General features: G+C 58.6%; 26 protein-coding genes and 1 tRNA gene. 23 read left to right on the top strand and 4 right to left on the bottom strand.

All coding sequences use genetic code 11. The features are described 5' to 3' along the window. Positions 1-60: 60 nt before the first annotated feature. The gene (locus KI231_RS24010) at positions 61-909 is read right to left on the bottom strand and encodes a hypothetical protein (protein WP_213026524.1); all 849 of its coding nucleotides are present in this window, start codon (positions 907-909) and stop codon (positions 61-63) included. Positions 910-1,072: 163 nt separating this feature from the next. On the opposite strand from KI231_RS24010, the gene KI231_RS24005 reads away from it, so the two are divergent. Further along, complete coding sequence (locus KI231_RS24005) at positions 1,073-1,441, top strand: PH domain-containing protein (RefSeq protein ID WP_103304522.1); 369 nt, start codon at positions 1,073-1,075, stop codon at positions 1,439-1,441. A gap of 17 nt (positions 1,442-1,458) precedes the next feature. Here KI231_RS24005 and KI231_RS24000 read toward each other — a convergent pair whose 3' ends face one another. Together KI231_RS24000 and KI231_RS23995 are read right to left on the bottom strand one after the other, a co-directional pair. Further along, entirely contained in the window at positions 1,459-1,788 is a 330-nt protein-coding gene (locus tag KI231_RS24000; protein ID WP_103304523.1) for a hypothetical protein, read from the bottom strand. Positions 1,789-1,922: 134 nt separating this feature from the next. Further along, positions 1,923-2,007, bottom strand: a tRNA-Leu gene (locus KI231_RS23995). Positions 2,008-2,114: 107 nt separating this feature from the next. Between KI231_RS23995 and queA the strand changes: the two genes are divergently transcribed. The 6 genes from queA (at position 2,115) to KI231_RS23965 (ending at position 8,218) form a co-directional block, all read left to right on the top strand. After that, the gene (gene queA / locus KI231_RS23990) at positions 2,115-3,179 is read left to right on the top strand and encodes a tRNA preQ1(34) S-adenosylmethionine ribosyltransferase-isomerase QueA (protein ID WP_103304533.1); all 1,065 of its coding nucleotides are present in this window, start codon (positions 2,115-2,117) and stop codon (positions 3,177-3,179) included. Between the two features lie 14 nt (positions 3,180-3,193). Continuing rightward, complete coding sequence (gene tgt, locus KI231_RS23985) at positions 3,194-4,309, top strand: tRNA guanosine(34) transglycosylase Tgt (protein ID WP_161794909.1); 1,116 nt, start codon at positions 3,194-3,196, stop codon at positions 4,307-4,309. A gap of 43 nt (positions 4,310-4,352) precedes the next feature. After that, positions 4,353-4,691 (top strand): preprotein translocase subunit YajC, encoded by a 339-nt coding sequence (gene yajC / locus KI231_RS23980; RefSeq protein WP_003227923.1) that lies wholly within the window; start codon positions 4,353-4,355, stop codon positions 4,689-4,691. A gap of 64 nt (positions 4,692-4,755) precedes the next feature. Further along, positions 4,756-6,624, top strand: coding sequence for a protein translocase subunit SecD (secD, locus tag KI231_RS23975; RefSeq protein WP_103304534.1), 1,869 nt, complete (start codon positions 4,756-4,758; stop codon positions 6,622-6,624). Between the two features lie 9 nt (positions 6,625-6,633). After that, positions 6,634-7,548, top strand: coding sequence for a protein translocase subunit SecF (gene secF, locus KI231_RS23970; RefSeq protein ID WP_103304535.1), 915 nt, complete (start codon positions 6,634-6,636; stop codon positions 7,546-7,548). 121 nt (positions 7,549-7,669) lie between these two features. Then, the gene (locus KI231_RS23965) at positions 7,670-8,218 is read left to right on the top strand and encodes a glycine zipper 2TM domain-containing protein (RefSeq protein WP_053123539.1); all 549 of its coding nucleotides are present in this window, start codon (positions 7,670-7,672) and stop codon (positions 8,216-8,218) included. Positions 8,219-8,404: 186 nt separating this feature from the next. Here the strand turns inward: KI231_RS23965 and suhB are convergent, their stop codons facing one another. Further along, positions 8,405-9,223, bottom strand: a complete 819-nt coding sequence (gene suhB / locus KI231_RS23960; RefSeq protein ID WP_016773320.1) for a type III secretion system regulator SuhB — start codon at positions 9,221-9,223, stop codon at positions 8,405-8,407. 145 nt (positions 9,224-9,368) lie between these two features. Between suhB and trmJ the strand changes: the two genes are divergently transcribed. The 16 genes from trmJ to hisS all read left to right on the top strand — a co-directional run bounded on the left by trmJ (position 9,369) and on the right by hisS (position 22,691). Next, positions 9,369-10,139 (top strand): tRNA (cytosine(32)/uridine(32)-2'-O)-methyltransferase TrmJ, encoded by a 771-nt coding sequence (gene trmJ, locus KI231_RS23955; protein ID WP_064589075.1) that lies wholly within the window; start codon positions 9,369-9,371, stop codon positions 10,137-10,139. A 3-nt stretch (positions 10,140-10,142) separates the two neighbouring features. Then, on the top strand, positions 10,143-10,919 hold the full coding sequence (cysE, locus tag KI231_RS23950) for a serine O-acetyltransferase (RefSeq protein WP_025109222.1): 777 nt from the start codon (positions 10,143-10,145) through the stop codon (positions 10,917-10,919). A gap of 238 nt (positions 10,920-11,157) precedes the next feature. Further along, a complete protein-coding gene (iscR, locus tag KI231_RS23945) occupies positions 11,158-11,649 on the top strand; it encodes a Fe-S cluster assembly transcriptional regulator IscR (RefSeq protein ID WP_213026523.1) in 492 nt (163 codons plus the stop codon). A 47-nt stretch (positions 11,650-11,696) separates the two neighbouring features. Continuing rightward, on the top strand, positions 11,697-12,911 hold the full coding sequence (locus KI231_RS23940; RefSeq protein ID WP_103304536.1) for an IscS subfamily cysteine desulfurase: 1,215 nt from the start codon (positions 11,697-11,699) through the stop codon (positions 12,909-12,911). A 101-nt stretch (positions 12,912-13,012) separates the two neighbouring features. Beyond that, entirely contained in the window at positions 13,013-13,399 is a 387-nt protein-coding gene (gene iscU, locus KI231_RS23935; RefSeq protein ID WP_003227907.1) for a Fe-S cluster assembly scaffold IscU, read from the top strand. Between the two features lie 28 nt (positions 13,400-13,427). Beyond that, positions 13,428-13,751, top strand: coding sequence for an iron-sulfur cluster assembly protein IscA (iscA, locus tag KI231_RS23930; protein ID WP_003227904.1), 324 nt, complete (start codon positions 13,428-13,430; stop codon positions 13,749-13,751). A gap of 8 nt (positions 13,752-13,759) precedes the next feature. Beyond that, complete coding sequence (hscB, locus tag KI231_RS23925) at positions 13,760-14,281, top strand: co-chaperone HscB (protein WP_008084660.1); 522 nt, start codon at positions 13,760-13,762, stop codon at positions 14,279-14,281. 51 nt (positions 14,282-14,332) lie between these two features. Next, the gene (gene hscA, locus KI231_RS23920) at positions 14,333-16,198 is read left to right on the top strand and encodes a Fe-S protein assembly chaperone HscA (RefSeq protein WP_213026522.1); all 1,866 of its coding nucleotides are present in this window, start codon (positions 14,333-14,335) and stop codon (positions 16,196-16,198) included. Then, positions 16,198-16,539, top strand: coding sequence for an ISC system 2Fe-2S type ferredoxin (fdx, locus tag KI231_RS23915; protein WP_007916885.1), 342 nt, complete (start codon positions 16,198-16,200; stop codon positions 16,537-16,539). Before hscA ends, fdx begins: the two co-directional genes overlap by 1 nt. 14 nt (positions 16,540-16,553) lie before the next feature. Further along, positions 16,554-16,754 carry a Fe-S cluster assembly protein IscX gene (gene iscX / locus KI231_RS23910; RefSeq protein ID WP_213026521.1) on the top strand — a complete coding sequence of 67 codons (201 nt, stop codon included), beginning with the start codon at positions 16,554-16,556 and terminating at the stop codon, positions 16,752-16,754. 87 nt (positions 16,755-16,841) lie between these two features. Then, entirely contained in the window at positions 16,842-17,267 is a 426-nt protein-coding gene (gene ndk, locus KI231_RS23905; RefSeq protein WP_007916882.1) for a nucleoside-diphosphate kinase, read from the top strand. A gap of 28 nt (positions 17,268-17,295) precedes the next feature. After that, entirely contained in the window at positions 17,296-18,444 is a 1,149-nt protein-coding gene (gene rlmN, locus KI231_RS23900; RefSeq protein WP_186549103.1) for a dual-specificity RNA methyltransferase RlmN, read from the top strand. A gap of 12 nt (positions 18,445-18,456) precedes the next feature. Continuing rightward, positions 18,457-19,215: a type IV pilus biogenesis/stability protein PilW gene (pilW, locus tag KI231_RS23895; protein ID WP_201236917.1), complete on the top strand. Its 759-nt coding sequence runs from the start codon at positions 18,457-18,459 to the stop codon at positions 19,213-19,215. Next, complete coding sequence (locus tag KI231_RS23890; RefSeq protein WP_213026520.1) at positions 19,215-20,252, top strand: RodZ domain-containing protein; 1,038 nt, start codon at positions 19,215-19,217, stop codon at positions 20,250-20,252. The genes pilW and KI231_RS23890 overlap by 1 nt, the downstream gene beginning before the upstream one ends. 3 nt (positions 20,253-20,255) lie before the next feature. Next, positions 20,256-21,365 carry a flavodoxin-dependent (E)-4-hydroxy-3-methylbut-2-enyl-diphosphate synthase gene (gene ispG / locus KI231_RS23885; RefSeq protein ID WP_213026519.1) on the top strand — a complete coding sequence of 370 codons (1,110 nt, stop codon included), beginning with the start codon at positions 20,256-20,258 and terminating at the stop codon, positions 21,363-21,365. 36 nt (positions 21,366-21,401) lie between these two features. Further along, positions 21,402-22,691 (top strand): histidine--tRNA ligase, encoded by a 1,290-nt coding sequence (gene hisS, locus KI231_RS23880; protein ID WP_213026518.1) that lies wholly within the window; start codon positions 21,402-21,404, stop codon positions 22,689-22,691. Positions 22,692-22,728 lie beyond the last annotated feature (37 nt).

The following is a 22,728-nucleotide window of genomic DNA, read 5'->3' as shown; positions in this document are numbered from 1 at the left end:
CTCAAGGCGCACAGGCCGGCGATGATAGCGCAGCCGGCGCCTTGATCCCTTAAACGAGGCTTAAGAGTCGCTCTTCTTCAGCTTCAGATCGAGCAGTCGCCACGCAGCCTTGCCGGCATCGTTGCCGTCCAGTTGCTGCACTGAACAATCAAAATGGTAGCGGACATCGTCGCCCAACATGTTGCGGGCAGTGGCGGTACTGCTGACGGTGTAGGTCTGATCCTTGAAGCGCTGGCTGCTGGCGTCCCGGGCACTCGAGATCACCGTCGACGCTGAAAAACGCATGGCACTCTTGATGAAGGGCTCGCAAATCATGTAAGCCATCAAGGATTTGTCGGCATTCGGATTGCTGCCGGCCAATCGGCGCAAAACGGCGAAGTCGTTGCTCACGTTATCCTTGAAGTCCTTCTCGGCCAGTGCAGCCGGCAGACGTTTGCTGAAGTTCGGCAGTAAAGCGGATTCGGGCGGCGAAGGCTCATTCTGTGGACTGCTGGCGACATAGGCCGGAAGGTTTTCAGTTTCAGTTTCAGTTTCAGTTGCAGTTGCAGTTGCAGTTGCAGTTGCAGGTGCAGGTGCAGGTGCAGGTGCAGGTGCAGGTGCAGGTGCAGGCGGCACGACTGTAACGGGGGGCGGCGTCGGAGCCGGTTCTGGGGCAGGTTCAGCTTCAGGCATCACTGCAACAGGCTCGACCTTTTGAGTGACAGTCTCTTGAATCTGCTTTTGCGCAGTTTTGCGCTCCGGCACGAACAGCGAGAACGTGATGGAGAACACCACAATGCCGACAATAAAACCCGCCCCCGCACCGAGAACGTTGCCGACAAACAGATTCCAGTTACCGCGGTTCTTCACCACCCAGCGCCACATGAAACCCCATGCCGCCAGAAATGCGAGTAGACACAGAAACTCCATTCGATCCTTTCCTTAACCTGCAAAAACCTTGAAACAGCGCGTGCTGATGAGCCGCGCTGAAGATGGACGGCAAGATAACAAAATAGTAGCGTCGCGCCACGCTCTTCATCGGCGTAACGGACTTTGATGAGGACGGGATCTTTCTCAACCAAAGGATGGACAGATGATCGACTTCAACAACAAAGGTTTCTTCAAACTCAAGCAGAACGACGAATACGCCGAGCGTGTGACGGCATTGCTGCTGGAAGGCGAAGAGGTGATCGATTCCTACAAAGCCATGCGCGACGGCGTGGTGTTCACCAACAAACGCATCATCGCGGTCAATGTGCAGGGCATCACCGGCAGCAAGAAGGATTTCACGTCACTGCCGTACAAGAACATCGTCGCGTACTCCGTGGAAACGTCGGGCACGTTCGATCTGGACTCGGAGCTGGAGATTTATTTTTCTTCGCTGGGAAAGGTGAAGTTCGAGTTCACCGGGAAAACGTCGATGGTGGAAATTTCGAAGTACATCTCCAGGCATTTGCTGTAAGCGCGTGGCGCGTTCAATTACAGAATGTCTTTCAAGTATCCCTTGAGCGCGAGGAGCGGCTGATCAAGCTGCTCCAACGACTGCGCCTGGCTCAAATCGGCGGATAATTTGTGCAGCTCACGGCCGAGCGGCTTCTCGACACCGCCCAAAGCATCCATCGCCAAGCCCAGGCATTCATTGATTTTGAACTGAATGGTCTGCACATCACCCCGTCGCACCAGCAGTTCGAAAATGTCTTTCTGATAGTCACCCATGACCATATCGTCCCGCAAAATCGGGCTCAGGCCTTCTTCCTCGTAAGCGAGTTTGAGGGAGAAAAGAGCGACTGTTTCCAGTGACGTTTCCATGGGATGGTTCCTTCGGGGCTGATGGCCAAGAAGCGGAAGATCAAAAGATCGCAGCCTGCGGCAGCTCCTACACAAGTCAGAGCTTTATTGCAGGCGAAAAAAAAGGCCTTGCTAAGCAAGACCTTTCTTAATTTTGGTGCCCCGAGGGAGACTCGAACTCCCACTCCTTTCGAAAACGGATTTTGAATCCGCCGCGTCTACCAATTCCGCCATCAGGGCTCAATGGCGGCGAAGTATAGAGATGAGATTACCGTCGGTCAATCAGGTACATAGAGAATTTTCGATATTTCCGCTAGACTTTCCGGCCCTGCTAGACGAACCCCATCATGCGCGTTGCTGACTTTACTTTCGAGCTCCCTGATTCGCTGATCGCCCGCCACCCTTTGGCCGAGCGTCGCGGTAGTCGCCTGCTGACCCTTGATGGGCCGAGCGGCGCCCTCGCACACCGTCAATTCACTGACTTGCTTGAGCATTTGCGCCCGGGCGATTTGATGGTGTTCAACAATACCCGGGTGATTCCGGCGCGGCTGTTCGGGCAGAAAGCGTCCGGCGGCAAGCTGGAGATCCTCATCGAGCGGGTTCTTGATTCGCATCGCGTGCTGGCGCATGTGCGCTCCAGCAAGTCGCCGAAGCCGGGTTCGAAGATTCTCATCGACGGGGGTGGCGAAGCCGAGATGCTCGCGCGTCACGATGCGCTGTTCGAGCTGGGGTTCGCTGAAGAAGTGCTGCCGCTGCTTGATCGCGTCGGGCACATGCCGTTGCCTCCTTATATAGATCGCCCGGATGAAGGCTCGGATCGCGAGCGTTATCAGACCGTTTATGCCGAGCGTCTGGGCGCGGTGGCGGCGCCGACGGCGGGGCTGCATTTCGATCAGTCGTTGATGGAGTCGATTGCTGCCAAAGGCGTCGAGACCGCATTCGTGACGTTGCACGTGGGCGCGGGTACGTTCCAGCCAGTGCGCGTCGAGAAGATCGAAGATCACCACATGCACAGCGAATGGCTGGAAGTCGGCCAGGATGTGGTTGATGCGGTCGCCGCGTGCCGTGCGCGCGGCGGTCGAGTGATTGCGGTCGGCACCACCAGCGTGCGTTCTCTGGAAAGTGCGGCGCGCGATGGCGTGCTCAAGCCGTTCAGTGGCGACACCGACATCTTTATCTACCCGGGCCGGCCGTTCCATGTGGTCGACGCTCTGGTGACCAATTTCCATTTGCCCGAATCCACGCTGTTGATGCTGGTTTCGGCGTTTGCCGGTTATCCCGAAACCATGGCCGCTTATAAAGCCGCTGTCGAAAACGGATACCGCTTTTTCAGCTACGGTGATGCGATGTTCATCACTCGTAATCCTGCACCTACTGCCCCTAAACAAACCGGCCCAGAGGAAACAGAATGAGTCGCGAATGTCGCATGTCCTTTGAGCTCCTGGCCACTGATGGCAAGGCCCGTCGTGGTCGTCTGACCTTCCCGCGTGGCACCGTCGAGACCCCGGCCTTCATGCCGGTCGGTACTTATGGCACGGTCAAGGGCATGTTGCCGCGTGACATCGTCGCCACCGGCGCGGAAATCATTTTGGGCAACACCTTCCACCTGTGGCTGCGCCCTGGCACCGAGGTCATCAAGGAACACGGCGACCTGCACGATTTCATGCAGTGGAAGGGTCCGATCCTGACCGACTCCGGCGGTTTCCAGGTGTTCAGCCTCGGCGCGATGCGCAAGATCAAGGAGGAGGGCGTGACCTTCGCCTCTCCGGTCGACGGCTCGAAAGTGTTCATGGGGCCGGAAGAATCGATGCAGGTTCAGCGCGATCTGGGCTCCGACATCGTGATGATCTTCGACGAATGCACGCCGTACCCGGCTGACGAAGATGTCGCTCGCGTATCGATGGAGCTGTCGCTGCGTTGGGCCCAGCGTTCGAAAAATGCCCACGGTGACAACACTGCGGCGCTGTTCGGTATCGTTCAGGGTGGCATGCACCAGGATCTGCGCATGCGATCGCTGGAAGGCCTCGACAAAATCGGCTTTGACGGCCTGGCCATCGGCGGTCTGTCGGTGGGCGAGCCCAAGCACGAGATGATCAAGGTGCTGGATTATCTGCCGGGCATGATGCCGGCTGACAAACCTCGTTACCTTATGGGCGTTGGCAAACCGGAAGATCTGGTTGAGGGTGTGCGCCGCGGTGTGGACATGTTCGATTGCGTGATGCCAACCCGTAATGCCCGCAACGGGCATCTGTTCATTGATACCGGCGTGCTGAAGATCCGTAACGCGTTCCATCGCCATGATGATTCGCCGCTCGATCCGACCTGCGATTGCTATACCTGCCAGAACTTCTCCCGCGCTTATCTGCATCACCTGGACAAGTGCGGCGAAATGCTGGGAAGCATGCTCAATACCATCCATAACTTGCGCCATTATCAGGTGCTCATGGCTGGTTTGCGCGAGGCTATTCAACAGGGTACATTGGCCGCCTTTGTCGATGCCTTCTACGCCAAACGCGGGCTCCCCGTTCCGCCTTTGGACTGAGTTTTCTGACCCCAAGATTCAACATTTGCAACTGGAGTGCTAAATGAGCTTTTTTATCTCTAACGCCATGGCCGACGCGGCTGCACCGGCTGCTGCCGGCCCAATGGGCGGCGGTTTCGAGTGGATTTTCCTGGTCGGCTTCCTGGTCATCTTCTACCTGATGATCTGGCGTCCACAGGCCAAGCGCGCCAAAGAGCAGAAGAACCTGCTGAGCAGCCTTGCGAAGGGCGACGAAGTGGTCACCACCGGCGGCATCGCCGGCAAGATCACCAAAGTGGCCGATGACTTCGTGGTTCTGGAAGTTTCCGACACCGTGGAAATGAAGTTCCAGAAAGGCGCCATCGCCGCCACGCTGCCAAAAGGCACGCTGAAAGCGATCTAAAGGTAACAACTTCTACTCAATCGACGGGGCGCGCAAGGCGCCCCGCGTCATAACGGGCGGCGTGATGCTGAACAAATATCCTCTGTGGAAATACATTCTGATCCTGGCGGTGCTGGCGGTCGGTCTGATTTATTCCGCTCCCAATCTATACCCCGATGACCCGGCCATTCAGGTCAGCGGTGCAAGCACTGCGCTGCAAGTCAATCAGGCTGATCTGGATCGTGTGAGCACTGCGCTCAAGGAGTCCGGGATCAACGTCAAGGCAGCCACTCTGGCGGCCAACGGCAAGGGCGGTCTGATCCGTCTGACCAAGGCTGAAGACCAGCTGCCGGCCAAAGACGTTGTGCGCAAGGCGTTGGGTGATGACTACGTCGTCGCGCTGAACCTGGCACAAACCACCCCGCAATGGCTGCGCAATCTGGGCGCGCACCCGATGAAACTGGGTCTGGACTTGTCCGGTGGTGTGCACTTCCTGCTCGAAGTGGACATGGACAAAGCCCTCGATGCACGCCTGAAAGTCTACGAAGGCGACGTCAAGAGCCTGCTGCGCAAAGAGAAGCTGCGCTATCGCAGCCTGCCGCAACTGGGCGGTGCCATTCAGTTGGGCTTCAGCGATGCTGACTCCCGCGAACAGGCCCGTGCGCTGATCCGCAAGAACTTCAACGATTTCGACATTGTTCCGGCCGACCTCAACGGTCAACCGGTGCTGCGTCTGGCGATGACCCCGGCCAAGCTGGCGGAAATCCGTGAATACTCCATCAAGCAGAACTTGACCACGGTACGTAACCGCGTCAACGAGCTGGGTGTTGCCGAACCGATCGTTCAGCGCCAGGGCGCCAACCGCATCGTGGTTGAGCTGCCGGGCGTGCAGGACACTGCCGAAGCCAAGCGTATTCTCGGCAAGACGGCCAACCTTGAGTTCCGTCTGGCAGCAGAGCCAGGTGCTTCGAAAGCCACTTCCGAGACTTTCGAGTTCCGTGAAGGCAAGCGTCCTCCTGCGCAGATCGAGCGTGGCCTGATCATCACCGGTGACCAGGTGACCGACGCCAAGGCCGGTTTCGGCGAGCACGGCACGCCTGAAGTGAACATCCGTCTGGATGGCCACGGTGGCGAGCTGATGAGCCGCGCAACCCGTTCCAACGTTGGTCGCAGCATGGCGGTGATCTTCATCGAGCAGCGTCCGATCACCACTTACACCAAGCAAGTGGTTGATGGCGTCGAGAAAGACGTTGCTGTTCAGACGTTCAAAGAAGAGAAGAAGATCATCAGTCTGGCGACCATTCAGTCGCCACTGGGTGCTCAGTTCCGCATCACTGGCCTGAACGGCCAGGGCGAATCGTCCGAACTGGCTCTGCTGCTGCGTGCCGGTGGTCTGGCGGCGCCGATGTACTTCGCTGAAGAGCGCACAATCGGCCCGAGCCTGGGTGCTGACAACATCACCAAAGGTATCGATGCGTCGCTGTGGGGCATGCTGTTCGTGTCGTTGTTCATCATCGCCATCTACCGCTTCTTCGGCGTTATCGCCACCGTCGCACTGGCGGTGAACATGGTGCTGCTGCTGGCCTTGATGTCGCTGCTGGGTGCAACACTGACCCTGCCGGGTATCGCCGGTATCGTGCTGACCATGGGTATGGCGGTCGACGCCAACGTGCTGATCTTCTCGCGGATTCGTGAAGAGATCGCCGCCGGCATGACCATCCAGCGTGCAATCAACGAAGGCTTCGGCCGGGCATTCACCGCGATTCTCGACGCCAACCTGACTACCTTGTTGGTTGGCGGCATTCTCTTTGCGATGGGCACAGGCCCGGTCAAAGGTTTCGCAGTGACCATGTCCCTCGGGATCTTTACCTCGATGTTCACGGCCATCATGGTGACCCGCGCAATGGTCAACCTGATCTTTGGCGGACGTGACTTCAAGAAGTTGTGGATTTAAGGGGCTGCCATGTTACGTACAATCAACTTCATGGGCGTTCGCAACTTTGCGTTCGGCGTCACAGTGTTTCTTACGGTGCTGGCTATTTTCAGCGTCTTCCACAAGGGCATGAATTGGGGTCTGGACTTCACCGGCGGTACGCTCATCGAGCTGACCTACGAGCGTCCGGCTGACGTCACCAAGGTGCGCGAGCAACTGACCACTTCCGGTTATCACGAAGCCATCGTGCAGAACTTCGGTGCAACCACCGATTTGCTGGTGCGTATGCCGGGTGAAGACCCGCAACTGGGCCATCAGGTCGCGGAAGCGCTGCAGAAGGTCGGCGGCGACAACCCGGCGACCGTCAAACGTGTCGAGTTCGTCGGTCCGCAGGTCGGTGAAGAGCTGCGCGATCAGGGCGGCCTCGGCATGCTTCTGGCGCTCGGCGGTATCCTGATCTACCTGGCTTTCCGCTTTCAGTGGAAATTCGCGGTCGGCGCCATTGTTTCGTTGATCCACGACGTGATCGTGACCATCGGTATCCTGTCGTACTTCCAGATCACTTTCGATCTGACCGTACTGGCGGCGGTGTTGGCGATCATCGGTTATTCGCTGAACGATACCATCGTGGTATTCGACCGGGTTCGTGAGAACTTCCGTGTGCTGCGCAAGGCAACGCTGATCGAGAACATCAACATCTCGACCACCCAGACCCTGCTGCGCACCATGGCGACGTCGATCTCCACCTTGCTGGCGATCGCGGCACTGCTGTTCTTCGGCGGTGACAACCTGTTCGGTTTCTCGATCGCATTGTTCATCGGTGTTCTGGCGGGTACCTACTCGTCGATCTACATCGCCAACGTGGTGCTGATCTGGTTGAACCTGACCACTGAGGATCTGATTCCTCCGGCCAACACCGAGAAGGAAGTCGACGACCGTCCATAAACGGCCATCGTTTTCCCGGCAGTCAGGCGAAAAAGGCGCGAGTTGAACTCGCGCCTTTTTTTATGCTCCAAGGCTGGGAGAAGCGCGGGCGCGTCCCGCATGTGATGGTCAGGAGGTTCATGTGAACAAGTCGTTGCTGGTTGGTGCGGTATTGGGTGCTGTCGGTGTGACTGCCGGGGGTGCTGTTGCCACCTACAGCCTGGTTAAAAGCGGCCCTGAGTATGCGCAAGTGTTGGCCGTCGAACCGGTCAAGACACAGATAAAGACTCCACGTGAAGTGTGCAAGGACGTGACAGTGACTCGTCAGGCACCGGTAAAAGATCAGCATCAGATCGCTGGTACGGTGGTCGGTGCACTGGCAGGTGGTTTGCTGGGTAATCAGATTGGCGGCGGCACCGGCAAGAAGATTGCCACGGTGGCTGGCGCGGTCGGTGGCGGCTATGCCGGTAACAAGGTTCAAGAAGGCATGCAGAACCGCGATACCTACACCACCACGCAAACCCGCTGCAACACGGTCAATGACATCAGCGACAAGGTCGTCGGTTACGACGTGCGTTACTCGCTCGATGGCAAGGAAGGCAAAGTGCGGATGGATCGCGATCCGGGCAACCAGATTCCGGTCGACAAGGAAGGCAAGCTGATTTTGTCGCAGAATGAGCCGGGTCAGTAAAGACCGACAGTTTTAACAAGAAGCACCCTGCGGGGTGCTTTTTTGTGCCCGGAATTTCTGGCTAAACCCGGATCTCTTGTGGGAGCGAGCAGGCTCGCTCCAGCATGAAGATTTTGGTGATCTGAAGATCGAATTCCAGGCATAAAAAAAGCACCCCTAGGGTGCTTTTTTTGTTTCGCTGGAAGCTTAGCGCTTCAGCGAAGCCGGCAGGTGCGGCTGGATCGCCGTCAGGACTGCCTTGAAGCATTTGGTGTTGCCGGCAACGATGTGGCCTTTTTCCAGGAAGTCGTGACCGCCAGTGAAGTCGCTCACCAGACCGCCTGCTTCTTGAATCAGCAGGGCGCCTGCAGCCATGTCCCACTCGGACAGGCCCGATTCCCAGAATGCGTCGAATCGACCGGCAGCCACGTAGGCCAGGTCCAGGCTCGCCGAACCGGCGCGGCGGATGCCGGCAGTCTGGCCAACCAGGGCGCGGAACATGCCCAGGTAGTTGTCGAGGTTGTCCATCTGGTCGTCACGGAACGGGAAGCCAGTACCCAGCAGAGCGCCGTCGAGGCTGGTGCGACCGCTGACGCGCAGACGACGACCGTTCAGTTGAGCGCCGCGACCACGGCTGGCGGTGAATTCTTCCTGGCGAACCGGGTCCAGAACCACAGCGTGCTCCAGTCGGCCGCGGTATTTGCAGGCAATGCTGACAGCGAAGTGAGGAATGCCGCGCAGGAAGTTGGTGGTGCCGTCCAGCGGATCGATGATCCACAGGTACTCTTCGCCTTCGATGCCGGTGCCGGCGTGCAGGCCAGTTTCTTCACCCTGGATCGAGTGATTCGGGTAAGCCTTGCGCAGGGCATCGATGATTTTCTGTTCAGCGGCGCGATCGACCTCGGATACGTAATCCTTGGCGTCTTTTTCGTCGACCTTGATGGTATCCAGGCGCTCGATGGAGCGGAAGATCAGTTCACTGGCGCTGCGGGCGGCGCGCAGCGCGATATTCAGCATGGGCTGCATGGATGTGTCACCTAAGGTTGTTAAAGAAAGCCGCGCATTCTATCAGAACTTTTCTTCAGGTGAAGGACGCTGTTCGCTTTCATAGCTTAACGGTAGGCTGTTCTGTAAGATTTGCACCCCTTTCCTGTGTCCGAGAGCGCCTCCCTTGCTGCAGAACATTCGTGTCGTCCTGGTCAATACCAGCCACCCCGGCAACATCGGCGGGGCCGCGCGCGCCATGAAAAACATGGGTCTGTCGCGGCTGGTGCTGGTCGAACCGCGGTTGTTTCCGCATCACGAAGCCGATGCTCGCGCTTCCGGTGCCGGTGACATCCTTGAAAACGCGCAAGTCGTCGCCACCCTGGAAGATGCCTTGGTCGGCTGCAATCTGGTGCTCGGCACCAGCGCCCGCGACCGCCGCATTCCGTGGCCGCTGCTGGATCCGCGTGAATGCGGCAGCAAAGTGGTCGAGGAAGCCGGGCAAGGCGCGGAAATCGCTTTGGTGTTCGGTCGTGAAGATTCCGGCCTGACCAACGACGAGCTGCAGCGATGTCACTTTCACGTGCACATCCCCTCTGATCCTGGGTTCAGTTCACTGAATCTTGGGGCAGCGGTGCAGGTGTTGAGCTATGAAGTGCGCATGGCCTGGCTGGCCGCACAAGGTCAGCCGACCAAGATCGAGAAAGAAGAAGTGGCCTCGGTGAAAAGTGCCGAGCTGGCGACCATGGATGAGCTGGAGCGTTTCTATGAGCATCTGGAGCAGACGCTGGTTGCCATCGAATTCCTCGATCCGGAAAAGCCGCGGCACTTGATGGCGCGCCTGCGCCGGTTATACGGACGCAGCTCGGTCAGCCGGGCGGAAATGAACATTTTGCGTGGCATCCTCACGGAAACCCAAAAAGCGGCCCGTGGCGAGCTTCTGAAGCGGAAGGACTAAATGATGTTTGAGCGTTTGCGTGAAGATATCCAAAGCGTATTCCATCGAGACCCGGCGGCGCGTAACGCTTTTGAAGTCCTGACCTGCTATCCCGGCATGCATGCGATCTGGATTCATCGACTCGCGGGCATGCTGTGGCGCAACGAGCTGAAATGGCTGGCGCGGCTGGTGTCGAATTTCGGTCGCTGGTTGACCGGGATCGAGATTCATCCGGGGGCGAAAGTCGGTCGACGCTTCTTTATTGACCACGGCATGGGCATTGTCATTGGCGAAACCGCCGAAATTGGCGATGACGTGACTATTTATCAAGGTGTGACCCTGGGTGGTACCAGCTGGAATAAAGGCAAGCGCCATCCGACGCTGGGTGATGGCGTTGTCGTTGGTGCTGGCGCCAAGGTGCTGGGGCCATTCACTGTCGGTGCTGGTGCCAAGGTCGGTTCCAATGCGGTGGTGACCAAGGAAGTGCCGCCGGGCGCCACGGTCGTGGGGATTCCCGGTCGAATCATCGTCAAATCCGATGAAGAGCAGGATGCCAAGCGCAAGGCCATGGCAGAGAAGATCGGTTTCGATGCTTATGGTGTCAGCGAGGACATGCCTGACCCGGTAGCGCGCGCGATCGGCCAGTTGCTCGATCACCTGCAAGCGGTCGACGGGCGTCTGGAGGGGATGTGCGGCGCGCTGAAAGATCTGGGCAGCAATTACTGTGCGAAAGATCTCCCTGAGCTGCGAGAAGAAGACTTCGCCTGCGTCAAAGGCAAGGATCAAAGCCAGGCCAGTTAAACCGCGCCGATTTCTTCGCGGGCAGGCTCCCTCCCACATTGGAATGAGTTCTCCTGTGGGAGCGAGCCTGCTCGCGTAGAGCGATAACTCGCAATCACTGGCTGTACGCCGCCAGCCTTTGCTATGATGCGCGCGCTCTTTTGCGGGTAAACCCGACTAAAGCACTAGGTCTTATAGTTGACTTAAATGCTCGGGAATTGCATACTCCCGCCCATTCCGAACTCCGTGGTAACTGTCCATGCGACTGACTACAAAAGGCCGATACGCCGTGACCGCCATGCTTGACCTGGCGTTGCACGCGCAGCACGGGCCCGTGTCCCTGGCCGATATCTCCGAGCGCCAAGGCATCTCCCTGTCCTATCTCGAACAGCTTTTCGCCAAGCTGCGCCGCAGTAACCTGGTTTCCAGTGTTCGCGGCCCCGGTGGTGGTTACCAGCTGTCTCGCGACATGCAGGGCATCCAGGTGGCGCAAGTGATCGATGCGGTCAACGAATCGGTCGATGCGACCAAGTGCCAGGGCCAGGGCGATTGCCATTCCGGCGACACCTGCCTGACCCATCATCTGTGGTGCGACTTGAGCCTGCAGATTCACGAATTTCTAAGTGGTATCAGCTTGGCTGATCTTGTGACTCGCCGTGAGGTGCAAGAAGTAGCCCAGCGTCAGGACCAGCGCCGTTGCAACAGCAAGGCGCCACGCCTGGAGAAGATTGAAGCGTCCGCCGTCGAATGACAGCCAAAGAGCTAGCGGCACGCCAGCCCTGATTTAGGAGATAGTCCATGAAATTGCCGATTTACCTTGATTACTCTGCGACCACCCCGGTCGATCCGCGCGTTGCGCAAAAAATGAGCGAATGCCTGCTGGTCGATGGAAACTTCGGTAACCCGGCGTCCCGTTCCCACGTGTTCGGCTGGAAAGCTGAAGAGTCCGTCGAAAACGCCCGTCGTCAGGTGGCCGATCTGGTCAATGCCGATCCGCGCGAAATCGTCTGGACTTCCGGTGCCACCGAGTCCGACAACCTGGCAATCAAGGGTGCGGCACATTTCTACGCCTCCAAGGGCAAACACCTGATCACCACCAAGATTGAGCACAAGGCTGTCCTCGACACCATGCGCCAACTGGAGCGTGAAGGTTTCGAAGTGACCTACCTCGAGCCTCAGACTGACGGTCTGATCACCCCGGCAATGATCGAAGCTGCATTGCGCGAAGACACCATCCTGGTGTCGGTCATGCATGTGAACAACGAAATCGGCACCGTCAACGACATCGCCGCCATCGGCGAGCTGCTGCGTTCGAAAGGCATCCTGTTCCACGTCGACGCCGCTCAGTCCACTGGCAAGGTCGAGATCGACCTGCAGAAGCTGAAAGTCGACATGATGTCCTTCTCTGCTCACAAAACCTACGGCCCTAAAGGCATCGGCGCGCTGTACGTCAGCCGCAAGCCGCGTGTGCGCATCGAAGCGACCATGCACGGCGGCGGTCACGAGCGTGGCATGCGTTCCGGCACCCTGGCGACTCACCAGATCGTCGGCATGGGTGAAGCATTCCGTGTAGCCAAGGAAGACATGGCTGCCGAAAACGTCCGCATCAAAGCCTTGAGCGACCGTTTCTACAAGCAGGTCGAGCATCTGGAAGAGCTGTACGTCAACGGCAGCCTGACCGCCCGCGTTCCGCACAACCTGAACCTGAGCTTCAACTACGTTGAAGGCGAGTCGCTGATCATGGCACTCAAGGATCTGGCGGTATCGTCCGGTTCGGCGTGCACCTCGGCATCGTTGGAGCCTTCGTACGTATTGCGTGCCCTGGGCCGCAACGACGAACTGGCACACAGCTCGATCCGCTTCACCTTCGGCCGCTTCACCACCGAAGAAGAAATCGATTACGCCGCGCAGAAAGTTTGCGAGGCCGTTACCAAGCTGCGCGCTCTGTCGCCGCTGTGGGACATGTACAAAGACGGCGTCGATATCTCGAAGATCGAGTGGGCGGCACACTAAATATAGAAGCCGCCAGGTACAGATCCTGTAGCGACGCGGCGACTGACGCAGCGCAGTTGCAGGGTCTCAAGAGCGGCCCTGATGAGTGAGGATTGAGAATCATGGCTTACAGCGAAAAGGTCATCGACCACTACGAAAACCCGCGCAACGTCGGCAAGATGAACGCGGAAGATCCTGATGTCGGCACCGGCATGGTTGGCGCACCAGCGTGCGGCGACGTGATGCGTCTGCAGATCAAGGTCAACGATCAGGGCGTTATCGAAGACGCCAAGTTCAAGACCTACGGCTGCGGTTCCGCCATCGCCTCCAGCTCCCTCGCCACCGAGTGGATGAAGGGCAAGACTCTGGATGAAGCGGAAACCATCAAGAACACTCAGCTGGCCGAAGAACTGGCCTTGCCGCCAGTGAAAATTCACTGCTCGGTACTCGCTGAAGACGCTATCAAGGCGGCTGTTCGCGATTACAAGCAGAAGAAAGGCTTGATCTAAGCATTGGGCGACGAGTAAGGAGTCAACGATGGCTATCAGCATGACAGAAGCGGCTGCTCGACACGTGCGGCGCTCCCTCGACGGGCGCGGCAAAGGTGAAGGGATTCGTCTGGGTGTTCGCACCACAGGCTGTTCCGGCCTTGCCTACGTGCTGGAGTTTGTCGACGAGGTGGTTGCAGAGGATCAGGTGTTCGAGAGTCACGGCGAAAAAGTGATCATCGACCCGAAAAGCCTCGCCTACCTGGACGGCACCGAGCTCGATTTCGTCAAGGAAGGGTTGAACGAAGGCTTCAAGTTCAACAATCCCAACGTTCGCGGTGAATGTGGCTGCGGCGAAAGCTTCAATATCTGAGGCTTGTCGTGGGTATTCCTTGTCATTTCGCTTTATTCGAGCTGCAACCGAGCTTCCGTCTGGATCTCGAGCAGTTGGCCACGCGCTATCGTGAGTTGGCGCGCGGCGTTCATCCTGATCGCTTTGCCGACGCTTCCGAGCGTGAGCAGCGTTCGGCACTCGAGCAGTCTGCGCGCCTCAACGACGCTTATCAGACGCTCAAGAGTCCGGCCCAGCGTGCACGCTACCTGCTGACCATCAGCGGGCATGAAGTGCCGATGGAAGTCACGGTCCATGACCCCGAGTTTCTTCTGCAGCAGATGCAATGGCGCGAAGAGCTCGAAGACCTCCAGGACAGCGCCGACCTCGACGGTGTCGCGGTATTCAAGCGTCGCTTGAAAGTGGCTCAGGAAGAACTCAACGAAAGCTTCGCGGCCTGTTGGGATGATGCAGCGCAACGTGAACAGGCCGAACGCCTGATGCGGCGCATGCAGTTCCTCGACAAGCTCACCTACGAAGTGCGCCAGTTAGAAGAGCGCCTCGACGATTAACCCAGTGCCGCTCCGGTCGCACGCCTGATATACAGATAAGTCCTGATCACGATGGCCCTACTGCAGATCGCCGAACCCGGCCAAAGTCCTCAACCGCACCAGCGTCGTCTGGCTGTGGGGATCGACTTGGGCACTACCAATTCGCTGGTCGCTGCGTTGCGCAGTGGTCTTTCCGAACCGCTGGCCGACGCAAACGGGCAGGTCATCCTGCCGTCCGCCGTGCGTTATCACGCCGACCGCGTCGAAGTCGGTGAATCGGCCAAGCTGGCTGCGTCCTCCGATCCTTTGAACACGGTACTGTCGGTCAAGCGCTTGATGGGTCGTGGTCTGTCCGACGTCAAGCAATTGGGCGAGCAACTGCCGTACCGCTTTGTTGGTGGCGAATCGCACATGCCGTTCATCGACACCGTGCAAGGCCCGAAAAGCCCGGTCGAAGTTTCCGCCGATATTCTCAAGGTGCTGCGTCAACGCGCTGAAGCGACGTTGGGTGGCGAGCTGGTCGGTGCGGTGATTACCGTGCCGGCGTATTTTGACGATGCTCAGCGCCAGGCCACCAAAGATGCGGCCAAACTCGCTGGTCTGAACGTGTTGCGTCTGCTCAATGAGCCGACCGCAGCCGCCGTGGCGTACGGTCTGGATCAGCATGCTGAAGGCTTGGTCGCGATTTATGACCTGGGTGGCGGCACCTTCGATATTTCGATTCTGCGTCTGACTGGCGGGGTTTTCGAAGTGCTCGCAACCGGCGGCGATAGCGCGCTGGGCGGCGATGACTTCGATCACGCGATTGCCAGCTGGATCATCGAGCGCGCGGGCCTGTCCGCTGACCTCGATCCGGGCGCACAGCGTAATCTGCTGCAAACCGCCTGCGCGGCCAAAGAAGCACTGACCGATGGGGTCAGCGTTGAAGTGACCTACGGCGACTGGAAGGCGCAACTGACCCGCGAAGCCTTCGATGCGCTGATCGAGCCGATGGTTGCGCGCAGCCTGAAAGCCTGCCGCCGTGCCGTGCGTGATTCCGGTATCGAGCTGGAAGACGTGCACGCCGTAGTCATGGTCGGCGGTTCGACTCGCGTTCCACGTGTTCGCGAAGCCGTTGCCGAAGCTTTCGGTCGTCAGCCTTTGACTGAAATCGATCCGGATCAAGTGGTGGCCATCGGTGCTGCGATCCAGGCCGATACGCTGGCTGGCAACAAGCGCGATGGCGGCGAACTGCTGCTGCTCGACGTGATTCCGCTGTCCCTGGGGCTGGAAACCATGGGCGGTCTGATGGAGAAGGTGATCCCGCGCAACACCACAATCCCCGTCGCTCGCGCACAAGATTTCACGACTTATAAAGATGGCCAGTCGGCCATGGCGATCCATGTACTGCAGGGTGAGCGCGAGCTGATCAGTGACTGCCGTTCGCTGGCGCGCTTCGAATTGCGTGGCATTCCAGCAATGGTGGCTGGCGCGGCGAAGATTCGCGTGACCTTCCAGGTCGATGCCGATGGTCTGCTCAGCGTTTCCGCCCGTGAACTGGGTTCGGGCGTCGAGGCGAGCATTCAGGTCAAGCCGTCCTACGGTCTGACCGACGGCGAAATCGCCAAGATGCTCAAAGATTCGTTCCAGCACGCCAATGACGACAAAGTCGCCCGCGTCCTGCGTGAGCAGCAAGTCGATGCCCAGCGCCTGATCGAAGCGGTGCAGGGCGCTCTGGAGGCTGATGGCGAGCGTTTGCTCGACGCCGAAGAGCGCATGGTCATCGACCTGCAAGTGCAGGAACTCACCGAACTGATGAAAGGTACCGATGGTTACGCCATCGAGCAGCAGACCAAGCGTCTGTCGCAAGTGACCGATGCTTTTGCTGCCCGCCGCATGGATCTCACGGTGAAAGCCGCTCTGTCGGGGCGCAATCTGAATGAAATCGAGGATATCTGATGCCGCAGGTCATTTTTCTGCCCCACGAGAAGTTCTGCCCTGAAGGCATGGTGGTCGAGGCTGCGCCCGGCACATCGATTCTCGAACTGGCCCACGAACACCACATCGAGATGGAAAGCGCCTGCGGCGGCGTCTGCGCTTGCACCACTTGCCACTGCATCATCCGCGAGGGTTTCGACTCGATGGAAGAGGCTGACGAGCTGGAAGAAGACTTCCTCGATCGTGCCTGGGGTCTGGAAGCGCAGTCGCGCCTGGCCTGTCAGGCTATCGTCGGTGAAGAAGACATCACCGTCGAAATTCCGAAATATTCGCTTAACCATGCGGCCGAAGCGCCGCACTGACTGGTAAGACTGTCATGAGCTACGGTTGGAATGATGTTCAACGTATTGCAGAAGAACTGGCCGAGGCCCATGCCGGCGTCGATCCGTATTCTGTAAGTTTTGTCCGTTTGCAGCAGATGATCCTGGATCTGCCTGACTTCGACAGCACTTCTGGCCGTGTCGGCGAGAAGGTGCTGGAAGCGGTTCAGGAGCTCTGGGCCAAAGAATTGGACTGATCGTCTCGCAGGTTAGGCAATACCCAAGAACCCGCGTATAATTCGCGGGTTTAATTTTTCGCAAATTACCGTTTCTGGAGTTACACCATGGCTGTTCAACGCACTTTCTCCATCATCAAGCCTGACGCTGTTGCAAAAAACGTCATCGGCGAAATCACCACTCGTTTCGAAAAAGCCGGCCTGCGCGTTGTAGCTTCGAAACTGAAGCAACTGTCCAAAGCTGAGGCTGAAGGCTTCTACGCTGAGCACAGCGCTCGTGGTTTCTTCGGCGACCTGGTTGCTTTCATGATCTCCGGTCCTGTTGTTGTTCAGGTTCTGGAAGGCGAAAACGCTATCGCTCTGAACCGTGAGCTGATGGGCGCTACCAACCCTAAAGAAGCTGCTGCCGGCACCATCCGCGCTGACTTCGCTGATTCCATCGACGCCAACGCTGTTCACGGTTCGGACTCCGAAGCCGCTGCTGCTCGCGAAATCTCGTACTTCTTCGCAGCTACTGAAGTAACCACTCGCTAAGCATTGCTTAAAGAGTGAAGGTGAATCCATGACTACATCGACTGTTAAAACAAACCTGCTGGGTCTGACCCAGCCGGAAATGGAAAAATTCTTCGACTCAATCGGGGAGAAGCGTTTCCGTGCCGGTCAGGTAATGAAATGGATTCACCACTTTGGCGTCGATGATTTCGACGCCATGACGAACGTCAGCAAAGCCTTGCGCGACAAGCTCAAGGCGATTGCTGAGGTCCGTGGTCCGGAAGTGGTCAGCGAGGACATCTCCAGCGACGGCACCCGTAAATGGGTGGTGCGCGTGGCGTCCGGCAGCTGCGTCGAGACCGTGTACATTCCCCAGGGCAAACGCGGCACTTTGTGCGTTTCGTCCCAGGCAGGCTGTGCCCTGGATTGCAGTTTCTGCTCCACCGGCAAGCAAGGCTTCAATAGCAACCTCACCGCCGCCGAAGTCATCGGTCAGGTGTGGATTGCCAACAAATCTTTCGGCAGTGTCCCGGCCACCGTCGACCGTGCCATCACCAACGTGGTGATGATGGGTATGGGTGAGCCGCTGCTGAACTTCGACAACGTCGTCGCCGCCATGCATCTGATGATGGATGATCTGGGCTACGGGATCTCCAAGCGCCGCGTGACCCTGTCCACCTCGGGTGTGGTGCCGATGATCGATGAGCTGGCCAAGCACATCGACGTATCCCTGGCGTTGTCCCTGCACGCACCGAATGACGCATTGCGTAACCAATTGGTGCCGATCAACAAGAAATATCCGCTTAAGATGCTGCTAGAGTCGTGCCAGCGCTACATGTCCGCCCTTGGCGAGAAACGTGTGCTGACCATCGAGTACACCTTGCTCAAGGACATCAACGACAAGGTCGAACACGCCGTTGAGATGATCGAGCTGCTGAAGAATATTCCATGCAAGATCAACCTGATCCCGTTCAACCCGTTCCCGCACTCCGGTTACGAGCGGCCAAGCAACAACGCGATCCGTCGTTTCCAGGATCAGTTGCATCAGGCCGGTTTCAACGTCACTGTCCGCACCACCCGTGGTGAAGACATCGATGCCGCATGTGGTCAATTGGTAGGGCAGGTGCTGGATCGCACCCGTCGCAGCGAACGTTACATCGCGGTGCGTGAGTTGAGCGCCGACAGCGATCTGGCACAGAACGCCGCGAACACTAACTAAGAGAGGATCTCTATGTCCCTGCGCTTTGCGCTGCTGTTGCTGTTGGCCAGCCTGAGTGCTGGTTGTGTCCTGTCGGGTGACTACAACCCGATGAAGACCAGCAAGGGCCGCGATGAAGCGCGGGCTGCCTATGTGCAGTTGGGGCTGGGGTATTTGCAGCAGGGCATGACCGAGCGGGCCAAGGTGCCGCTGAAGAAAGCACTGGATCTGGATAGCTCCGATCCCGACGCCAATGCTGCCCTCGGTCTGGTGTTTCAGGCCGAAATGGAGCCGAAACTGGCCGACGAGCACTTCCGAAAAGCCTTGTCCTCCCGTCCCGCTGATGCGCGCATCCTCAACAACTACGGCAGTTTTCTCTACGAAGAACAGCGTTATAAGGAAGCCTACGAGCGTTTTGAACAGGCCGCCGCCGATACCCTGTATCCTGAGCGTTCGCGTGTATTCGAGAACCTCGGCATGACCGCATCCAAGCTGGGGCAGCGTGAGTTGGCGCAGCAGCAGCTGGAAAAGGCCCTGCGTTTGAACCGTCAACAACCGCGTGCATTGCTGGAAATGGCTGAGTTGTCCTTCGAAGACAGGCATTATGTGCCCGCGCGTGACTATTACGACCGTTTCAGCCTGCTAACCGAGCAAAATGCACGTAGTCTATTGCTCGGCGTTCGGCTGGCAAAAGTGTTTGAAGATCGCGACAAGGCCGCCAGTTACGGCCTGCAATTAAAACGACTCTATCCCGGTACGCCGGAATATCAGCAATACCTGTCGGAGCAATGATGAAAGCGGCGCATCCCGAAGTTGTAGCAGCGAATCGCGTTAACCCCGGTGAGACCCTGCGCCAGGCCCGCGAAAGCAATGGCTGGTCGCTGGCCGAAGTGGCCCTCAAGCTCAACCTCACCGTGACTTCCCTGAGCAATCTTGAAGCCGGCGCCTTCGACAAGCTGCCGGGGCATACCTTCGCTCGCGGTTACATTCGCGCCTATGCCAAGTTGCTCGGTATGGATCAGACCGTTCTGGTTCAGCAATTCGACCAGTCCACCGGCACCGATTCCCAGGGCAGCAACGTCCATGCGCTGGGCCGTATCGAAGAGCCGGTGCGGGTGTCCCACACTATTTTGCGTATCGTCAGCCTGCTGTTGCTGATCGCGGTCATCGGCGGCGGTTTCGTCTGGTGGCAGGATCAGACCTCGCTGCGGAGCAAAGACTTGACCACTCTGGCCCCGGAGCACGTCGAAGTCGAAGGCGCCGATGGCACCACCCAGATTCACCCGATCGACGAGCCGGAAGATCAGGCTGTCGCTGAAGGTCAGGCGGAGGGCGCGACCGCTCTGGCCCTGCCGCAGTCGGAAACCACCGCTGAATCGACCGGTGCCGAGCCTGCTGCGCCAGCAACTGCACCGGTTGCTCCAACTGCTCCGAGCGCAACGCCCGCAGCACCGGTTCATACGCCCGCCCCGGTTGTTGCCACGCCTGCTACTCCGGCACCAACTGTTCCGAGCACGCCAGCGCCGACTGTCACCGCGCCAGTGGCCCCGACGATCAGCGCTCCTGCCGCAGCCGCTCCGGTGGCCGGTCAAGGCCAGGTGTCGGTACAGTTCGTCGCCGATTGCTGGACCCAGGTCAGCGACGGCAGCGGCAAAGTTCTGTTCAGTGGCCTGAAGCGTAAAGGCGACAGCCTGGCGGTTGCCGGCAAGCCACCGTTTGCCGTGCGCCTGGGCTATGCCCGTGGCGCGCAGGTCAGCTACAACGGCCAGCCGGTCGATGTCGCTCCGTTCACCAGTGGCGAGACTGCTCGCCTGAAGTTGGGTCAATAAGTCATGCACGGCGAATCTCCAATCAAACGTCGCGTTTCGCGCAAGATCTGGGTCGGCAATGTGCCGGTGGGCGGCGATGCGCCGATCGCTGTGCAGAGCATGACCAACAGCGACACCAATGATGTTGCCGCCACCGTTGCGCAGATCAATCGTCTGGAAGCCGCCGGTGTCGACATCGTCCGCGTATCGGTGCCGGACATGGACGCCGCCGAGGCGTTCGGCCGAATCAAGCAACTGGTCAAGGTGCCGCTGGTTGCCGACATTCACTTCGACTACAAGATCGCTTTGCGCGTAGCCGAACTGGGTGTGGACTGCCTGCGGATCAACCCGGGCAACATCGGTCGTGAAGACCGCGTGCGTGCCGTGGTCGATGCCGCCCGTGATCGCGGGATTCCGATCCGCATCGGCGTCAACGCCGGTTCGCTGGAAAAAGACCTGCAAAAAAAATACGGCGAGCCGACGCCAGCGGCGCTGGTCGAGTCCGCTCTGCGCCACGTCGAACACCTCGAACGCCTGAATTTCCAGGACTTCAAGGTCAGCGTGAAGGCCTCCGACGTGTTCATGGCCGTCGAAGCCTACCGTTTGCTGGCCAAGGAAATCGTTCAGCCGCTGCACCTGGGCATCACCGAAGCCGGTGGATTGCGTTCGGGCACAGTGAAATCCGCCGTGGGCCTAGGTATGCTGCTCGCCGAGGGGATTGGCGATACTATCCGCATCTCGTTGGCGGCCGACCCGGTCGAGGAAGTGAAGGTCGGTTACGACATTCTCAAGTCTTTGCATCTGCGTTCCCGTGGCATCAACTTCATCGCCTGCCCGAGCTGCTCGCGGCAGAACTTCGATGTGGTCAAGACCATGAACGAGCTGGAAGGGCGCCTTGAAGACCTGCTGGTGCCGCTGGATGTCGCGGTGATCGGTTGTGTGGTCAACGGCCCCGGCGAAGCCAAGGAAGCCCATATCGGCTTGACCGGCGGCACGCCAAACCTGATTTACATCGACGGCAAACCGTCGCAGAAACTGACGAATGACAATCTGGTGGATGAGCTGGAAAGGCTGATCCGCGAGAAAGCGGCCGAAAAGGTCGAAGCTGACGCAGCGGTTATCGCGCGCGGCTGAGCCTGACTGAAAGCCGAACGAATTTAAGGATTTAAAGTGAGCAAGTCTCTGCAAGCCATTCGTGGCATGAACGACATCCTGCCCGAGCAGACCCCGCTGTGGCGCTATTTCGAGAGCACCGTTGCGCGCCTGCTGGATAACTACGGTTACAAGCAGATCCGCATGCCGATCGTCGAGTTCACCGAGCTGTTCAAGCGCTCCATCGGTGAAGTGACCGACATCGTCGAAAAGGAGATGTACACCTTCGAAGACCGCAACGGCGACTCCCTGACCCTGCGTCCGGAAGGCACTGCCGCGTGCGTGCGCGCTGTGCTCGAGCACGGCATCACCGGCGGTGGTCAGGTGCAGAAGCTTTGGTACATCGGCCCGATGTTCCGCCACGAGCGTCCGCAAAAAGGCCGTTATCGCCAGTTCCACCAGATCGGTCTTGAGGTGTTCAACCTCGACGGTCCGGACATCGATGCCGAACTGATCATCATGACCTGGCGCCTGTGGGGCGAGCTGGGCATTCGTGATGCGGTCAAACTCGAACTCAACAGCCTCGGCACCAGCGAGTCCCGTGGTCGTTATCGTGAAGCGCTGGTCGAGTACCTCTCGGCGCACCACGACAAGCTCGACGAAGACAGCCAGCGTCGTCTGAAAACCAACCCGCTGCGCGTGCTCGACACCAAAAATGCCGACACCCAGGCCGTGCTGGTCGATGCGCCGAAAATGGCCGACTACCTCGACGACGAATCCCGTGCCCACTTCGAAGGCTTGAAGGCCCGTCTGGATGCCGTCGGCATTCCTTACGTGCTCAACCCGAAGCTGGTGCGTGGCCTCGATTACTACAGCAAAACCGTTTTTGAGTGGGTCACCGACAAGCTGGGTGCCCAGGGTACCGTGTGCGCGGGCGGCCGTTATGACGGTCTGGTCGAGCAGATGGGTGGCAAGCCAACCACTGGCGTCGGTTTCGCCATGGGTATCGAGCGCCTGGTGCTGATGCTCGAAACCCTTGAGCAGATCCCGGAAGAAATCTCCCGTCAGGTCGATGTCTACCTCTGCGCCTTCGGTGAAGCGGCCGAGCTGGCCGGTCTGAAACTGGCCGAACGTGTTCGCGATCAACTTCCAAACCTGCGCCTGCAAGTCAATGCCGGCGCCGGTAGCTTCAAGAGCCAGTTCAAGAAGGCCGACAAGAGCGGTGCGCTGTACGCGCTGATCCTCGGTGACGACGAAATGGCCCAGCAAGTGGTAGGTTTCAAACCCCTGCGTGGCCAGGGCGAACAACAAAGCATTGCCTGGGATGCGCTCGCCGCTCACCTGGCCACCTGCGTCGTGCAGGGTTGAAGCTGTCTAAACAGCCGATTTAGCGATTAAGGAGTAT

Origin of the sequence: Pseudomonas sp. Seg1 (assembly GCF_018326005.1) — a bacterium.
In the GTDB taxonomy this organism is placed as follows: domain Bacteria; phylum Pseudomonadota; class Gammaproteobacteria; order Pseudomonadales; family Pseudomonadaceae; genus Aquipseudomonas.
Note: the sequence above shows the minus strand (reverse complement) of the source record. Positions and strands in the feature narration are given on the sequence as shown.

What these genes read in the sequence shown, in the direction of transcription:
- KI231_RS24010 (WP_213026524.1), bottom strand. Translation starts at nt 909, where the DNA reads ATGGAGTTTCTGTGTCTACTCGCATTTCTGGCGGCATGGGGTTTCATG.
- KI231_RS24005 (WP_103304522.1), top strand. Translation starts at nt 1,073, where the DNA reads ATGATCGACTTCAACAACAAAGGTTTCTTCAAACTCAAGCAGAACGAC.
- KI231_RS24000 (WP_103304523.1), bottom strand. Translation starts at nt 1,788, where the DNA reads ATGGAAACGTCACTGGAAACAGTCGCTCTTTTCTCCCTCAAACTCGCT.
- queA (WP_103304533.1), top strand. Translation starts at nt 2,115, where the DNA reads ATGCGCGTTGCTGACTTTACTTTCGAGCTCCCTGATTCGCTGATCGCC.
- tgt (WP_161794909.1), top strand. Translation starts at nt 3,194, where the DNA reads ATGTCCTTTGAGCTCCTGGCCACTGATGGCAAGGCCCGTCGTGGTCGT.
- yajC (WP_003227923.1), top strand. Translation starts at nt 4,353, where the DNA reads ATGAGCTTTTTTATCTCTAACGCCATGGCCGACGCGGCTGCACCGGCT.
- secD (WP_103304534.1), top strand. Translation starts at nt 4,756, where the DNA reads ATGCTGAACAAATATCCTCTGTGGAAATACATTCTGATCCTGGCGGTG.
- secF (WP_103304535.1), top strand. Translation starts at nt 6,634, where the DNA reads ATGTTACGTACAATCAACTTCATGGGCGTTCGCAACTTTGCGTTCGGC.
- suhB (WP_016773320.1), bottom strand. Translation starts at nt 9,223, where the DNA reads ATGCAGCCCATGCTGAATATCGCGCTGCGCGCCGCCCGCAGCGCCAGT.
- cysE (WP_025109222.1), top strand. Translation starts at nt 10,143, where the DNA reads ATGTTTGAGCGTTTGCGTGAAGATATCCAAAGCGTATTCCATCGAGAC.
- iscR (WP_213026523.1), top strand. Translation starts at nt 11,158, where the DNA reads ATGCGACTGACTACAAAAGGCCGATACGCCGTGACCGCCATGCTTGAC.
- KI231_RS23940 (WP_103304536.1), top strand. Translation starts at nt 11,697, where the DNA reads ATGAAATTGCCGATTTACCTTGATTACTCTGCGACCACCCCGGTCGAT.
- iscU (WP_003227907.1), top strand. Translation starts at nt 13,013, where the DNA reads ATGGCTTACAGCGAAAAGGTCATCGACCACTACGAAAACCCGCGCAAC.
- iscA (WP_003227904.1), top strand. Translation starts at nt 13,428, where the DNA reads ATGGCTATCAGCATGACAGAAGCGGCTGCTCGACACGTGCGGCGCTCC.
- hscA (WP_213026522.1), top strand. Translation starts at nt 14,333, where the DNA reads ATGGCCCTACTGCAGATCGCCGAACCCGGCCAAAGTCCTCAACCGCAC.
- fdx (WP_007916885.1), top strand. Translation starts at nt 16,198, where the DNA reads ATGCCGCAGGTCATTTTTCTGCCCCACGAGAAGTTCTGCCCTGAAGGC.
- iscX (WP_213026521.1), top strand. Translation starts at nt 16,554, where the DNA reads ATGAGCTACGGTTGGAATGATGTTCAACGTATTGCAGAAGAACTGGCC.
- ndk (WP_007916882.1), top strand. Translation starts at nt 16,842, where the DNA reads ATGGCTGTTCAACGCACTTTCTCCATCATCAAGCCTGACGCTGTTGCA.
- rlmN (WP_186549103.1), top strand. Translation starts at nt 17,296, where the DNA reads ATGACTACATCGACTGTTAAAACAAACCTGCTGGGTCTGACCCAGCCG.
- pilW (WP_201236917.1), top strand. Translation starts at nt 18,457, where the DNA reads ATGTCCCTGCGCTTTGCGCTGCTGTTGCTGTTGGCCAGCCTGAGTGCT.
- KI231_RS23890 (WP_213026520.1), top strand. Translation starts at nt 19,215, where the DNA reads ATGAAAGCGGCGCATCCCGAAGTTGTAGCAGCGAATCGCGTTAACCCC.
- ispG (WP_213026519.1), top strand. Translation starts at nt 20,256, where the DNA reads ATGCACGGCGAATCTCCAATCAAACGTCGCGTTTCGCGCAAGATCTGG.